General features: G+C 71.6%; 14 protein-coding genes. 8 read left to right on the forward strand and 6 right to left on the reverse strand.

The features are described 5' to 3' along the window. Nucleotides 1–7: 7 nt before the first annotated feature. From ACWCQM_RS32025 to ACWCQM_RS32040, 4 genes are read left to right on the forward strand one after another with little or no spacing between them, the layout of a single operon-like run. Nucleotides 8–889 carry a 4'-phosphopantetheinyl transferase family protein gene (locus tag ACWCQM_RS32025; RefSeq protein WP_450918661.1) on the forward strand — a complete coding sequence of 294 codons (882 nt, stop codon included), beginning with the start codon at nt 8–10 and terminating at the stop codon, nt 887–889. Beyond that, nucleotides 886–1950, forward strand: coding sequence for a methyltransferase (locus tag ACWCQM_RS32030; RefSeq protein ID WP_450918570.1), 1065 nt, complete (start codon nt 886–888; stop codon nt 1948–1950). The genes ACWCQM_RS32025 and ACWCQM_RS32030 overlap by 4 nt, the downstream gene beginning before the upstream one ends. Then, nucleotides 1947–3182, forward strand: coding sequence for a M20 metallopeptidase family protein (locus tag ACWCQM_RS32035; RefSeq protein ID WP_450918571.1), 1236 nt, complete (start codon nt 1947–1949; stop codon nt 3180–3182). Before ACWCQM_RS32030 ends, ACWCQM_RS32035 begins: the two co-directional genes overlap by 4 nt. Beyond that, on the forward strand, nt 3179–3841 hold the full coding sequence (locus tag ACWCQM_RS32040; RefSeq protein ID WP_450918572.1) for a pyridoxamine 5'-phosphate oxidase family protein: 663 nt from the start codon (nt 3179–3181) through the stop codon (nt 3839–3841). Before ACWCQM_RS32035 ends, ACWCQM_RS32040 begins: the two co-directional genes overlap by 4 nt. A gap of 238 nt (nt 3842–4079) precedes the next feature. Here ACWCQM_RS32040 and ACWCQM_RS32045 read toward each other — a convergent pair whose 3' ends face one another. Together ACWCQM_RS32045 and ACWCQM_RS32050 are read right to left on the reverse strand one after the other, a co-directional pair. Next, a complete protein-coding gene (locus ACWCQM_RS32045) occupies nt 4080–4724 on the reverse strand; it encodes a response regulator (protein ID WP_450918573.1) in 645 nt (214 codons plus the stop codon). Then, nucleotides 4721–5974, reverse strand: a complete 1254-nt coding sequence (locus ACWCQM_RS32050) for a sensor histidine kinase (RefSeq protein ID WP_450918574.1) — start codon at nt 5972–5974, stop codon at nt 4721–4723. The genes ACWCQM_RS32045 and ACWCQM_RS32050 overlap by 4 nt, the downstream gene beginning before the upstream one ends. 156 nt (nt 5975–6130) lie before the next feature. Here ACWCQM_RS32050 and ACWCQM_RS32055 point away from each other — a divergent pair, with 156 nt between their 5' ends. The 3 genes from ACWCQM_RS32055 to ACWCQM_RS32065 all read left to right on the forward strand — a co-directional run bounded on the left by ACWCQM_RS32055 (nt 6131) and on the right by ACWCQM_RS32065 (nt 9616). Further along, complete coding sequence (locus ACWCQM_RS32055; protein ID WP_450918575.1) at nt 6131–6766, forward strand: VanZ family protein; 636 nt, start codon at nt 6131–6133, stop codon at nt 6764–6766. 104 nt (nt 6767–6870) lie between these two features. Further along, nucleotides 6871–7584, forward strand: a complete 714-nt coding sequence (locus ACWCQM_RS32060) for a DUF4232 domain-containing protein (RefSeq protein ID WP_450918576.1) — start codon at nt 6871–6873, stop codon at nt 7582–7584. 643 nt (nt 7585–8227) lie between these two features. After that, nucleotides 8228–9616: an MFS transporter gene (locus ACWCQM_RS32065; RefSeq protein ID WP_450918577.1), complete on the forward strand. Its 1389-nt coding sequence runs from the start codon at nt 8228–8230 to the stop codon at nt 9614–9616. 47 nt (nt 9617–9663) lie between these two features. On the opposite strand, the gene ACWCQM_RS32070 is transcribed toward ACWCQM_RS32065, so the two are convergent. The 3 genes from ACWCQM_RS32070 to ACWCQM_RS32080 all read right to left on the reverse strand — a co-directional run bounded on the left by ACWCQM_RS32070 (nt 9664) and on the right by ACWCQM_RS32080 (nt 12160). Then, nucleotides 9664–10143, reverse strand: coding sequence for an NUDIX hydrolase (locus tag ACWCQM_RS32070; protein ID WP_267077351.1), 480 nt, complete (start codon nt 10141–10143; stop codon nt 9664–9666). Nucleotides 10144–10217: 74 nt separating this feature from the next. Next, entirely contained in the window at nt 10218–11099 is an 882-nt protein-coding gene (locus tag ACWCQM_RS32075; RefSeq protein ID WP_450918578.1) for an LLM class flavin-dependent oxidoreductase, read from the reverse strand. 41 nt (nt 11100–11140) lie between these two features. After that, nucleotides 11141–12160, reverse strand: coding sequence for an aldo/keto reductase (locus tag ACWCQM_RS32080; protein WP_450918579.1), 1020 nt, complete (start codon nt 12158–12160; stop codon nt 11141–11143). A 154-nt stretch (nt 12161–12314) separates the two neighbouring features. Between ACWCQM_RS32080 and ACWCQM_RS32085 the strand changes: the two genes are divergently transcribed. Next, complete coding sequence (locus tag ACWCQM_RS32085) at nt 12315–12902, forward strand: TetR/AcrR family transcriptional regulator (protein ID WP_450918580.1); 588 nt, start codon at nt 12315–12317, stop codon at nt 12900–12902. A gap of 39 nt (nt 12903–12941) precedes the next feature. Here ACWCQM_RS32085 and lnt read toward each other — a convergent pair whose 3' ends face one another. Then, nucleotides 12942–14537 carry an apolipoprotein N-acyltransferase gene (gene lnt, locus ACWCQM_RS32090; protein ID WP_450918581.1) on the reverse strand — a complete coding sequence of 532 codons (1596 nt, stop codon included), beginning with the start codon at nt 14535–14537 and terminating at the stop codon, nt 12942–12944. Nucleotides 14538–14554: the final 17 nt, after the last annotated feature.

A 14554-nucleotide genomic window follows, 5' to 3' on the forward strand; every position in this document is an offset into this window, starting at 1 on the left:
GCGCGACATGGCGGCGGAGCGGCACCAAGGCGCCGTAGAGCGCCCGGGCGCGGTGCCGGGCGTACGGGTTCCTGCCCCGCGCACGGTGGCCGGGGCCGCCGCCCCGGCCGTCGCGGTCGCGGACACCCGGGACGTGCTGGCGCTGCCCGGCGCCCGAACGTTCGTCCTCACCCCGGCCGAGACGCTCCGCCTCGCGGACGTCCGTACCGAAGCCGCCCGCGCGGACTTCGTCGCGGCGCACTTCCTCGCCCGCCTGTGCGCCGCCCGCCGGACGGGAGGCTCGCCGCTCGACGTCGTCCTGCTCCAGCGCTGTCCGGACTGCGGCGGCCCGCACGGCCGCCCCCGCGTCGCCGCGCGCGGCGGGGAACCGGCGCCGGAGATCAGCCTCTCGTACGCGGGCGGCGTGGTGGCCGCCGCCGCGGCGGACCACCCGGTCGGCATCGACGTCGAACGGCTCCCGCGCCGGGGCGTGCCCGGCCGCGGCATCCGTACACTCCGCCGCTTCCTGACGCCGGGCGAGGCCGGGCGGATCCGCGGATCGCCCGCCCCCGCGGACGCCCTGCTACGCACCTGGGTCCGCAAGGAGGCACTGGTCAAGGCGACCGGTGCCGGCCTGCCCGCCATGGCCGGCCTGGACCTTTCCGACCTGCCGTGCGGCCCGTCGGCCCCCGGCCGGCCGTACCGGATCCGCGTGCCCGGCAGCCCCGGACCCCACGAACTGACCGATCTGACCGACGTACCGCCCGGCGTGATCGGCGCGGTCGTGGTCGCCGTACCCGAAGTGCCGTCCCACCCCTGTTCCCCCGCCGCCTCCGGCACGCGGTCGCTGCGGTCGCCTGGCCCCGACGAACCGATCGACACCCCCTCAGACCAGGGAGACACATCATGACCGAGGTACAGAACCCGTTCACCCCGCACGAGAGCGTCGTCCCGGACGCCCTGACCACGGTGCTGCTCGGACACAACGCCTTCCAGTTCATGCGTGCCGGGGTCGAGCTCGGCCTCTTCGACCTGCTGGAGCGCAGCCCCGGAGCGAGCCGGCAGCAGCTCCTCGACGAGCTCGGTCTCCAGGAGCGGGCCCTGGACATCCTGGTGCTGGGCGTCAGCTCGCTGAAGCTGGTGGAACGCAGGGGCGAGGGCTACTTCAACACCCAGTCCGTCGCCGACCTGTTCACCGGCGGCCACTGGGAGCTGGTCAAGGCGGTCGTCGGATTCGAGGCGTACGTGACCTACCCCGGTCTGGTCGACTTCACCGAGTCGCTGCGGGACAACACCAACGTCGGTCTGCGCCGCTACCCCGGAGACGGCGCCACCGTCTACCACCGGCTGAGCGAGGACCCCGAACTCCTCCAGGTCTTCTACCACTTCATGGGCACCTGGTCGGCGGTCGCCTCCAAGCACCTCATCAACTACGGCGACTTCAGCACTTCCCGCCGCATCCTCGACGTAGGCGGCGGCGACGCCACCATGGCCATCGCGGTGGCCAAGGCGCACCCCGAGGTCGAGGTCACCGTGCTGGAGATCCCGAAGGTGGTCGAACTGGCCCGCAAGCGGGTTGAGGAGGCCGGTCTCAGCGACCGTGTCAAGGTCGTCGAGGGGGACATCTTCGAGGACGCCTACCCCGAGGGGTACGACACCGTGATGTTCGTGCACCAGCTCCAGATCTGGCCGCAGGACCGCATCCGGGTGCTGCTGGGCCACGCGCACGCGGTGCTGCCGGACGGCGGCCGGGTCATGATCCTCAACTCCATGTCCGAGGACGGCTACGACGGCCCTCTGATGGCCGCCCTCGCCAGCCCCTTCTTCGCGGCGGTCGCCGGCGAGGGCGGGATGCTCTACGCCTGGGAGAAGTACGAGGAGTCCCTGAAGGAGGTCGGGTTCGACTCGGTGCTGCGCACCCGCTGCACCGACGCCATCACCCCGCACGGCATCATCACGGCGACCAAGTGACCGCCCCGCTGCCCGCGTACGGGCCCGTGGAGGACCTCGTACGCCTGCGCGAGGACCTCCACCGGGAGCCGGAAGTCGGTCTCGACCTGCCGCGGACCAGGGCGAAGGTGCTGGCCGCGCTCGACGGACTGCCTTTGGAGATCACGACGGGCAGCGCCCTGTCGTCCGTCACGGCCGTGCTCCGCGGCCGTGGCGGCGGCACGGCGGACGGCCCCCCTCCGGTGGTGCTGCTGCGCGCCGACATGGACGCGCTGCCCCTCACGGAGACGACCGGCGTCCCGTACGCCTCCGCGTACGAGGGCCGGATGCACGCCTGCGGGCACGACCTGCACACCGCCATGCTGGTCGGCGCCGCCCGGCAGCTCGCCGGGCAGCGGGACGAGCTCGCGGGCGACGTGATCCTCATGTTCCAGCCCGGGGAGGAGGGACACCACGGCGCACGGCTGATGATCGAGGAAGGGGTCCTGGACGCGGCGGGGCCAGGCCGCCGCCCCGCCGCCGCCTACGCCCTGCACGTGGCGTCCTCGATGCTCCCGGCCGGCGCGGTCCTCACCCGCAAGGGACCGCTGCTGGCCGGCGGTGACGCGCTACGGGTGACCGTACGGGGCCGGGGCGGCCACGACTCCCAGCCGCACCTGCTCCGGGACCCGGTCCCGGCGGCCTGCGAGATGGTCCTGGCCCTGCAGACGTACGCGAGCCGGGGCTTCGACCCCTTCGACCCGGTGCTGCTCTCCGTCGGCAGCATCCACGCGGGCACGGCCGCCAACATCGTCCCGGACGAGGCCGAGCTGAAGATCGGCGTACGGACCTTCGGACCGGGCGCCAAGGCACAGGTGCTGGACGGGGTGACCCGGGTGCTGGAGGGGGTCGCGGCGGCCCACGGGGTGACGGTGGAGGTGGACCACGTCATGGACTACCCGGTCACCGTCGTCGACCCGGCCGAAGCGGACTTCGCCGCGGCGGTGGTCGACCGGACGCTGGGACCGGGCCGGCTCGTCTGGTCCCCGACCCCGCTCAGCCCGTCGGAGGACTTCTCCTTCGTGCTGGATCAGGTGCCCGGCGCCATGCTCTTCCTCGGCGCCTGCCCACCGGACCGCGACCCTGCGAAGGCGAGCTTCAACCACAGCCCGGACGCCGTCTTCGGCAACGAGGTCCTCGGCGACGGGGCCCGCCTCCTCGCGGGTCTGGCCGCGGACCGGCTGGCGGCAGCGGCGGGACGGACACCCGCATGAGCCGGTACGCCCAGGTGGCCTTCACCGGGAACGTCCGGCGCGTGCAGGAGGAGAGGGGAAGCGCCCGAGCGATGGACCGGCTGCGGGACGGGCCGGCGGAACCCGACCGGCTCGGCCCACGCGAAGCGGAGTTCATCGGGGCGCGGGACGGCTTCTACCTCGGCACGGTGGGGGAGGACGGGTGGCCGTACATCCAGCACCGGGGCGGTCCGGCCGGGTTCGTGCACGTCGTGGACGAGGGAACGCTGGCGTTCGCCGAGGTACGGGGCAACCGGCAGTACATCACCGCCGGCAACCTCCGGGGGGACGACCGGGTCTCGCTCTTCTTCATGGACTACGCGCACCAGGCACGGCTGAAGGTGCTCGGCCGCGCGGAGACCAGGGACGCCGGGGACTACACCGGGCTCCCCCGGGGGATCGCGGAGGAGATCGGGAGGCTCAGCACCGAAGGGCTCCGGGAACGGCTGATACTCGTCCGGGTCGAAGGGCTGGCGTGGAACTGCGCCAAGCACATCACTCCGCGCTACTCGCAGGCGGAACTCGCGGACTCGCTGGAGCAGGTCGCCGAACGTCTCGCGGAACTGGAGGCGGAGAACCGGGAGTTGCGGGAGCGGCTGGGAATTGCTGAAACGGCTGGGGGAAGGACAGTGAGCGGCTGAAACCGGCTGGGCGACCGACCGGTTGGGCGGCAGAGGGGCCCAGGACGGGATGCGGTGCCTTCGGGGCCTCGGGGTGCACGCCCCGGGGCCCCTGGGCGCCCGCCCGGCCCATCGGCGCTCACCGGCTCCGGGGTTCGGTTCTCACGGGCTCGGGACCCGGTTTTCACGGGCTCCGAGGCCCTGTGCCACGAGGTCCGATGCCTCCGAGTCCTCCGAGGCCTCCGGTTCTCCGGGCCGGTCAGCGGGCGAGGCCGGACTCCCAGGCCCAGGCGGCTATCTCGACCCGGTTGCGTACCCCCAACTTGGCCTGGATGTTCGTCAGGTGGGACTTCACGGTTCCCGTGCCGATGTGCAGGGCGGCCCCGATCTCGGTGTTGGTGTGCCCGCGCGAGACAAGGGCCGCCACCTCGGTCTCGCGCTGGGACAGGGGTGAGGGGCGGGGCGCGGCGACGGCGGGGCGGGCGAACTGCTGGAGCAGCCGGACCGTGATCGACGGGCTGATCAGCGCCTCGCCGGAGGCGGCGGAGCGAACCGCCTCGGCCAGCAGCCGGGGCCCCGCGTCCTTGAGCAGGAAGCCGCAGGCGCCGTGGTGCAGCGCCTGGTGCACGTACTCGTCGTCGTCGAACGTCGTCACCATGACCACCTTCGGCGTGTGCGCGACACCCGGCCGGTGCAGGTGCCGCAGGGCCTCGATGCCGTTCAGGCGCGGCATCCTGATGTCCATGAGCACGACGTCCGGACGGTGCCGCTCGGACTGCTGGATCGCGGCGACCCCGTCGGCGGCCTGGGCGACCACCTCGATGTCGTCCTCGGCCGCGAGGATCATGGCCATTCCGGTACGCACGATCGCCTGGTCGTCCGCGAGAAGGACACGGATGGTCATCTGGTCGCCTGTCGTAGGGGGTAGGGGAGTTCGAGTGCGACGACCCAGCCGGTGCCGGCATCCGTACCGGGCCCGAGGGCGCCGGCGGTGCGGGGGCCCGCGGTGAGGATGCCGCCGGCGGCGTCGGTGACCTCACGCAGGCCGCGCAGCCCGTAACCGGCACCGTCCGACGGCCCGGGCCGGCCGTCGTCCACTACCCGGGTGATCACCCGTCGCCCGGAGACGTCCAGGCTGACCCGCACGACGGTGCAGGACCGGGCGTGTTTACGGATATTCGTCAGCGCCTCCATGACGACGCGTTCCACCAGCCGGACGGCGTCGGCCGGAAGGGCGTCCACCGGGCCCGCCTCGACGAGATCGACCTGTACGCCGGGGATCCGGCAGTCCGCCACGAGAGCGCGCACCCCGTCCGCTCCGGGCGTGCGGGGGCCGGGAGCCGTGTCCTGCCGCAGCGCGCCCACCATCGTGCGCATGGCGCCCAGCGCCTCCGCCCCGGTGGACTCGATCAACTCCAGCGCCTCACCCACCATTTCGGGCTTCTTCGCGGCCATGGCGCGGGCTCCCTGGGCCTGCACCACGATGCCGGAGATGTGGTGGGCGACGAAGTCGTGCAGGTCGCGGGCGAACGCCAGGCGCTGTTCGAGCCGGATCTGCTCCGCGTGCTGCCGACGCGACGCGACCACCAGGCGGACGGTGAGGCCGGAGGCGAGGGCCCCACCGCCCACCAGGGTCAGGATGAGCGCGACGATGCTGCTGCCCTCGTCCACCTCGACCACCAGCGGACGCAGTACCAGGGCGGCCAGCAGCAGCGGCAACGCGACGGCCGTCCCCTTGGGCGACCCCCGGCGTGCCGTGAGGTGCAGCAGCACCGTCAGGGCGACCGGCTCGAACAGGGTGTATGTGTCGGATGCGTCGTCCGGCCCCGAAGGGCCGCCGGCCGTCACCCCCAGAGCCACGGAACAGGCCAGCGAAACCAGCGGGACCGCGCACGCCCCCCAGGCCAGCACCGGCGGCGGCAGCCGGATCCCCACGGCGGGGAAGACGCCCGCCGCCGCGGAGGTCGACAGGACCAGCAGGATCCCGGTGCCCTGCCGCATGAGGGTGCCGGTGTCGATGTCGAGCAGCAGGACCGCTCCGAGGAAGCAGAGCACCAGGGCGCTGACGGCGAACCTGCCGACAGCACATGCTCCGAGGGCGCGTATGCCGTCGATGGGCCCGCCGAGGGCGGCGGTACGACGTGGTCTGGACATGGTCAGCACCTTAGCCGCGCCGGAGACCGGGTCCACTCCGCCGAAAGTCATAGGCCGCGGCCGGGAAATGGGCCGTTCGGGAGATCCGCGGGGCCGGGGCCGGCAAGGAGGCTGAGTCCTGTCAGAACCGCCTGCCCCGACCGAAGGATCACCCTCATGGACATCCGCTTCCAGGTGGACTCCGCACCCGTTCTCGGCCCCGTCCTCGTCCTGTTCGCCGTCGCCGTCGTCGTGCGGGTCCGGCGCGGCCGGTGGAGCAGATACCACGCTCTGCTGCAACTGGCCGCGGGTGTCTACCTCTCGGCCGTGCTGTCCCTGACGGTATTCCCGCTGAACGTGACCTGGGGCATGTACGCCAACCAGGCGTCCTGGGTCGGCCAGATCAACTTCATCCCTCTCCTCACCGCGGACCTCACCTTCATCCCCAACGTCATGCTGCTGGTGCCGGCGGGCTTCCTGCTGCCGCTGTTGTTCCGGCACGCCGACTCGCCGGCGCGCGCCGCCCTGATCACGGCCACGGTGAGCCTGGCCCTCGAAGCCGGGCAGTTGCTCTCCTACCTCGTCCTCAACAACGGCCGGTCGGTGGACGTCAACGACGTCCTCGCCAACACACTGGGCGGGCTGGCGGGTTACGCCCTTGCCCGGCTCGCCCTGAAGGCGCCGAGCCTGCGCGCCCCGCTACTGGCCGCGGCGCGACCCGGCTCGGCCGCGCTGCGGGAGGAGCACCGCCGGACCACGGCCGGGGACACTCCCCCGCCCGCCTCGATCGCCGACCCCGTCGTCCGTCCCTGACCGCCTGCCCGTCACACCGCCGCGGCCACCACCCTGCTCCACCCCTCACGTATCCACCCCACCCACGTATCCACCGACCCACGTACGCAGAAGGAACCCTCACCATGCTGAACCGTCGCCTGCGCACCGCCCTCCTCGTCACCGCCGCCGTCACGGCCGGCTTCCTGACGACCGCCTGCGGAGCGGGCTCGACCGGAACGGACTCCACCGCCGCCTCCGACGCCGGCGCCTCCGGCACCCCCACGGCCTCGCCGAGCGGCTCCCCGAAGACGTCCGCCGGAGCCGATGACGACGGCGCCGCAAAGCCCGCCGCCGCATCCAAGGACAAGGCCCCCGCCGCCGGCTCGGGTGCGGGTTCGGGTTCGGGCTCCGGCGCCGACTCGGGCACCTCGGAGGCCGCGGACAAGACCGGTTACGGCCAGTCCTGCGGCACCAACGACCTTGTGTGGGGAGCCAAGGAGAGGAGCCAGGCCGGCGGCTACTACCGCATCAGCGTCAAGGCCAAGGCCGGTATCACCTGTGCCCTGCCCGGCGGCCTGCCCGTCATCGCCTTCGGCTCGGGCGGCACCCAGGCCGGCCCGGCGGAGCAGGTGGCGGGCGAGGAGATCACCCTGTCCGGCGGCACCACCGCGTACGCCGGAGTGAGCCCGAAGACCACCCCCGACGACGGCGGCACCGAGTACAGCACCGTCATCGTCTCCGTCACCGAGGCGGACCCCAACCCCGTCTCCCTGAAGGTCGGCAGCGTCCTCGTCGACGCCCCCATCGTCACCAACTGGCACACCGACCCCCAAGCCGCGGTCCCCTTCACCTCGTGACGCCCCACGGCTGACGGTCTACGGCCCACTCCGGATATCGGCACCACAACCGTTCACGCACCGCGCACGGAAACGGCCCCGGACGAGAAGTCCGGGGCCGAACGTCCACCTCTCGCAGGAGCGTGCTCACCAGCGCACTCACCTGGCCTGATCTGGCGTGCCGCTTCGCAGCTACCGCAGGTCAGCAACCTGAGCGGCACGGGCCGCCCGTCCACTCCTCCAGGGCGGAGGTGCACCGTTCGAAGCCCCCTTCCCCAACCACGGAGCAGTCGTTGAGCCGCAAAGGGACACGGGGCGCGAAGCATCCGAACCTGACCGACACAGTACGCGCCCGCTGGAAACTCAAGCCGCAGCTCGAAGCGGCCAGGGCGCTGGGATTCTCACGAGCAACGGTCTACGCGCTGGTGCACCAGAGACTCGTCCCGGCGCGCGTGCTCCAAATCGCCCTGAACCATGCCTCCCGGACGGCAAACGTCTCGACCACCACCGTTCGCCTGAGCGGCCTTTCCATAATTCGGCATGGGGGCCACAGGCATAGCACCCCCTCGAACTATGTTGCCCCGCCACATGTGCGCCTGACCTGCGGATTCCTACGGTGTGGCGACACGCAAACGTCCCCGTCACACGCCAGGAAGTGGTGCCGATGTCGTCGCCCGCAACCGCCCCACCCGCTCCGAACAATCTCAAGCGCATCGTCGCCGCGAGCCTCGTCGGGACCACGGTCGAGTGGTACGACTTCTTCCTCTACGGCTCCGCCGCCGCACTGGTCTTCAACAAGCTGTTCTTCCCCGACTCCGACCCGCTCGTCGGCACTCTTCTCTCCTTCCTCACCTACGCGGTCGGGTTCGCCGCGCGCCCCCTCGGCGCTCTGGTGTTCGGGCACTACGGAGACCGGCTCGGGCGCAAGAAGCTGCTGGTGCTGAGCCTGTTGATGATGGGCGGTGCGACCTTCGCCATCGGGCTGCTGCCGACGCACGCCACGATCGGTTCCGCCGCACCCGTCCTGCTCACCGTTCTGCGGCTGGTGCAGGGCTTCGCCCTCGGCGGCGAGTGGGGCGGTGCCGTGCTGCTGGTCTCGGAACACGGGGACGCGAAGCGGCGCGGGTTCTGGGCCTCGTGGCCCCAGACCGGGGCGCCCGCCGGGCAGTTGCTCGCCACAGGGGTGCTCTCCGCGCTGACGGCCCTGATGTCTGATTCCGCCTTCGAGGCGTGGGGCTGGCGCATTCCCTTCCTGCTCTCGGGCGTACTCGTGATCCTCGGTCTGTGGATTCGTCTCTCTGTCGATGAATCACCTGTGTTCAAGGCAGCCCTGGCTCAGGCCGAGCAGCGCAAGGCCGCCGAGGCAACGGCGGACAAGATGCCTCTGGTCGCCGTGTTGCGGGACCACTGGCGCGATGTGCTGATCGCCATGGGCGCGCGGATGGCCGAGAACATCAGCTACTACGTGATCACGGCGTTCATCCTCGTGTACGCGACGACGGCCGTGGAGCTGAGCAAGCAGACGGCTCTGAACGCCGTACTCATCGCCTCCGCCGTGCACTTCGCCGTGATCCCGCTGTGGGGCGCGCTGTCCGACCGGATCGGTCGCAGGCCCGTCTATCTGATCGGAGCGATCGGTGTGGCGGTGTGGATGTTCCCCTTCTTCGCGCTGATCGACACCGGGAGCTTCGGAAGCCTGCTCCTGGCCGTCACGATCGGCCTGGTCTTCCACGGCGCCATGTACGCACCGCAGGCGGCGTTCTTCGCGGAGATGTTCGCGACCCGGATGCGCTATTCGGGCGCGTCGATCGGAGCCCAGTTCTCGTCGGTCGCCGCCGGCGCCCCCGCGCCGCTCATCGCCACCGCGCTGCTCGCCGACTTCGACAGCTCGACCCCGATCTCCCTGTACGTCATCGCCGCCGCGCTGCTCACCGTGCTGGCGATCGTCTGCGCGAAGGAGACCCGGAGCCGGGATCTCGCCGATATCGAACCGGGCACCGACAGGCAGGCCGCGGAGTCCGCGGCACTGCCCGCCGACGCCCGTTCCGTCTGAACCGACGGTGCCCGGCGGATCCGGCTCCCCGGCGGGAGCCGGATCCGTCAGACCGCCCCCGTGGGCTCGAACCAGGTGGGGCCGTCCGTGAGGGACTGCTTGATCCGGAACAGCGAGAACTCGTTGAGCGGCGGCAGCGCGTCGACGTCGAACCACGCCACCTCCAGCGACTCGTCGTCGTTCACCTTGGCCTCGCCGCCGGTGGCCCGGCAGCGGAAGGTGATGTCGAGGTACTGGCAGCGGTCCCCGTTGGCGTACTGCACGGGCTTCAACGCCTGGGTGAGCACCACCCGTTCGGCGACGCAGTGCACGGCCGTCTCCTCGTAGACCTCGCGCTCCGCCGTGGCCGCAGGCTCCTCCCCCGGCTCGGAGATGCCGCCGATGACCGACCATTTGCCGGTGTCCGACCGACGGCCGAGCAGCACCCGGCCCTCGTCGTCGAAGACGATCGCGGTGATGCCTGGCAGCAGAAGCAGCTGGTGACCTGCGGTGGCACGGATGTCGCGGATGAATTCAGGAGTGGACATGCGGCGAGCCTACGTGGCCACCGGAGCGCGTTCCGGCAGCGGCGTCCCGCCCGTGGCCTCCCGGACCCGGGCCCTCACACCTGGACCGACGGGCCGATGAGCTCGTCGGCCGCCCACCGTGCGACGTCGGCGGGCCAGGGAGCCGGCAGCCCGAGGACGATGTGCGTGAAGCCGGCCCCGAGGGCTCGTGCGATCGCCTCGCGCGTCCCGCCGGGGCGGTCGTAGGAGACGGGCAGATGGATCGATCGGGTGATCGACGCGGGATCGCGGCCCATCTCCGCGCAGTAGCGGTCCAGCAGCGCGCTGCGGCTGACGACGTCCTCGATGTCACCGCCCGGGATGTTCCACAGGTCGGCGTGTTCGGCCACCACCCGCAGGGTCGCGGACGAGCGCCCGCCGATCAGGACCGGTGGGTGGGGCCGCTGTACGGGCTTGGGGTTGCCGAACGCTCCGGTGAGCCGATGGTGGGTGCCGTGGAAGTCGAAGGGCTTCTCCTCCGTCCACAGCCGTCGGATCACCGTGCAGGCTTCGGCCAGGCTCTCCACGGCATGTGCCGAGTCGTGGAAGGGCAGTCCGTGCGCCTCGTACTCGCGGCGGGTCACCGGGTGACCGGGGCGTGAGCCGACACCGATTCCGAAGTCGAGCCGGCCGCCGGAGACGATGTCCACGGTCGTGGCGATCTTGGCCAGCATCGCGGGCGGTCTGAACCGGTTGCTCGTCACCAGCACGCCGAGCCGCAGGCGCCGGGTCCGGGCGGCGAGCGCCGAGAGCAGCGTCCAGCCCTCGTAGGCCGTTCCGTCCAGGTCACCGAAGATGGGCATGAGGTGGTCGAAGAGCCACGCGTGCTCTATCTCCTCGATCGCGTCGGCCTCGTGCCAGACGCGCAGGATGTCCTCGTAGTCGGCCTGCGAGGGCGCGGTCATGATTCCGAAGCTCAGCCGGGGTGTGTGCGGCATGGTCATGGGTCCTTTCGGATCCGGAGGGGGTGGCCGGAGGGTCACCGTCGCCGCAGTGCCGGGTCGAGCAGCGCCGGCGGCGTGTCGAACTTCTCGTGCGCGGCAAGGTCGGTGCCGGGAGCGACGACGGCGTCGATCGCGTCGAGCACATCGGCGGAGAGGACGGTGTCCGCGGCAGCGAGTTGTGTGCGCAGGTGCTCGGTGGTGCGGGGGCCGATGATGGCGGCGGTCACGGCGGGGTGCGCGGTCACGAATCCCAGCGCGAGCTGGATCATCGTCAGCCCGGCCTCATCGGCGATCACCGCCAACTGCTCGACGGCGTCGAGCCTGGCCCTGTTGGCGGGAATCGTGAGGTCGAAGCGCTCCGGAAGGACCTTCGACCGGCTCGTGGTGACCGGCCGGCCCTCGCGGACCGCACCCGACAGCCAGCCCGAGGCCAACGGGCTCCACGCCAGCACCCCGAGCCCGTACTCCTCGGTCACGGGCAGCACATGGGACTCGATTCCGCGCTGAAGAATGGAGTAGCTGGGCTGTTCGGTGACATAACGCCCCACGTGGTGCTCGCGGGCGGCCCACTGGGCCTGCACCAGGCGGTAGGCGGGGAACGTGGAGGAGCCGAAGTAGCGGATCTTCCCCGCGCGCTGGAGATCGGTCAGCGCCGACAGCGTCTCCTCGTCGCTGACGGTCGGGTCCCATCGGTGGATCTGGTAGAGATCGACGTGGTCGACGCCGAGACGGCGCAGGCTGTTGTCCAGCTCGGTGACCAGCCAGCGCCGTGAGGCGCCCCGGTGGTTGCGCTCGTCGCCCATCGGCATGGTGGCCTTCGTGGCGAGCACGATGTCATCACGGCGGCCTGCGACGGCCTTGCCGACCATCTCCTCCGACTCGCCCTCGCCGTACATGTCGGCGGTGTCGATGAGGTTGATCCCCGCCTCCAGGGCGGCGTCGACGATCGCCGTGGCCTCGTCCTGGGTGGTGCGGCCGATGCTGCCGAAGTTCATGGCGCCGAGCGCGAGGGTGCTGACCTGCACGCCTGTGCGGCCCAAGGTGCGGTACTGCATGAGTTGTCCTCCATCACGGGTGAATCCTGGCGGCGACGCATGGGTTGGTACCAGGGCTCCCGCTCTGACAGAATGAGCAAACGGAACCCGGTTCCGCTAACGATACGGAACACGGTTCCGCTTGGCAAGGGCCGGCGGCGGAGGGAGTGACGTGGTGAACGACAGCGAGGTGGGCGCGGGGCAGACAGCTCCGCGCAAGCGGGCGGACGCCCGGCGCAACGAGATGACGCTGCTCGAGGCCGCGGCGGCGGCCTTCGTGGCGTCAGGCGTGGAAGCCCCGGTGCGGGACATCGCGGCCCGGGCCGGAGTCGGGGTGGCCACGATCTACCGCCACTTCCCGACCCGGGCGGACCTGATCATCGGGGTCTTCCGGCACCAGGTCGAGGCGTGCGCCGAGGCGGGCCCGGCCCTGCTGGCGACGAGCGCGACCCCGCACGCGGCGCTGGGAAGCTGGATCGGCCTCTTCGTCGATTTCCTGGTCACCAAGCACGGACTCGCCGCCGTGCTGCAGTCCGACAACACCGGCTTCGAGGCGCTGCACACCTACTTCCTCGACCGGCTCGTGCCCGTGTGCACCGAGCTGCTCGACGCCGCGGCCGAGGCGGGCGAGGTCACGGCCGACCTGACGGCGTACGAGCTGATGCGGGGCGTCGGGAACCTCTGCATCGGCGCGGAGAGCGATCCCGGGTACGACCCCCGCCGCCTGGTCGGATTCCTCATCACGGGGCTTCGCAAGCCCTGAGACGGCGGCCGGCGGGGGCCACGTACGGGCGCGAGAGGATCAGCCCCGGCTGGCCCTCCTGGCACGCACGGAGCGGACCGTCACCCACCCCAGACCGGCCACGGCCAGGAGCGAAAGGATGCCCTCCGGCAGCACTCCGAGCCGGGTCGCGGGCGTCAGCGAGGAGCGCAGGGGGACCTCGTCCACCAAGGCGTCCGCGGTGAACATCTCGGTCTGCTCCACGATCGTGCCGTCCGGCCGGATCACCGCGCTGACGCCGCTGGTGACGGGCACGACGACGGACCGCCCGTGCTCGACCGCCCGCACCTGGCTCATCGCCAGCTGCTGGTAGGTCATCTCGCTGCGCCCGAAGGTCGCGTTGTTGCTCGGTACGGCGATGAACTGGCCGCCGTTCATCACCGTGTCGCGCACCGCGTCTTCGAACGCGGCCTCGTAGCAGGTCACGAGCCCGACCTTGGTCCCGGCCAGGTCGAACACGCCGACCTGGCTGCCCGGACCGAAGTCACGCTGCACCCGGTCGACGTCCTTGCTGAAGATCCGCACGAAGGACCGCATCGGCATGTACTCGCCGAACGGCTGGATGTGCCGCTTGTCGTAGGTGTCGACGGGGCCGCTCTCCGGGTCCCACTCGATCAGGGTGTTGCGCAGCGGTCCGGTGTCCGGCGTGAGGACCGCGCCGATGACCGTGGGTGCGCCGATGGCGCGCACGGCCCGGTCGATGGCCTCGGTGGCGTCGGCATTGCGGTACGGATCGAGGTCGGAGGAGTTCTCCGGCCACAGGACCAGGTCTGGCTGGGGCTCCTTCCCCGCCTTGACGTCCCGGGCGAGCTGCTCCGTACGCGCCGCATGGTTGTCCAGGACGGCCCGGCGCTGGGAGTTGAAGTCGAGCCCGAGACGCGGCACGTTGCCCTGGATCGCGGCGACGGTGGCGGTACCGTCCTCGGCCGAGTCGTCGACCAGCGGGAGTGCCGCCAGCGCGGCGGCCACGGGAGCGGCGACGGTGACGGCCGCCGCGACCACGGCGGCGCGCGGCACGGTGCCGTAGGCGCGGTAGCGGCGGACCTGGCGAACGGCCTCCAGAAGACCGAAGCCGCACAGAACGACGGCGAACGAGAGCAGCGGTGTGCCTCCGAGCGCGGCGAGCGGCAGGAACGCGCTGTCGGCCTGGCCGAAGGCGATCTTGCCCCAGGGGAAGCCGCCGAACGGCACCCGGGCCCTGACCGCCTCGTCCAGTGTCCAGACGGCTGCGGCCCAGACGGGCCAGTACGGGAGTCGGGAGACGGCGGCGATCCCGACGCAGCCCACGGCGATGAACAGGGCCTCGGCGAGCGCGAGCGCGAGCCACGGCACCGGGCCGACCTCCTCGCCCGTCCAGTGCAGCAGCGGCAGCATGAAGCCGAGGCCCGCGAGCAGCCCGAGCCCCAGCGCCGCGCGCAGCCTGCGCGCGCTCAGGACCCAGCCCAGCAGCGCGAAGCCGGGCAGCACCAGCCACCAAAGGGGCCTGGGCGGGAAGCTCGCGTAGAGCAGCGCACCCGAGAGGACGGCTGCGGCCGGCCGGACGAGCCGCGGCCACAGCTTCCTGCTGCGGGACGCGGGGACGGACGGCGGATCGACGGTGGTGACGGTGGCGCTCACCTGCCGGAGTCTACGGT

The organism is Streptomyces sp. NPDC002125 (assembly GCF_053593715.1).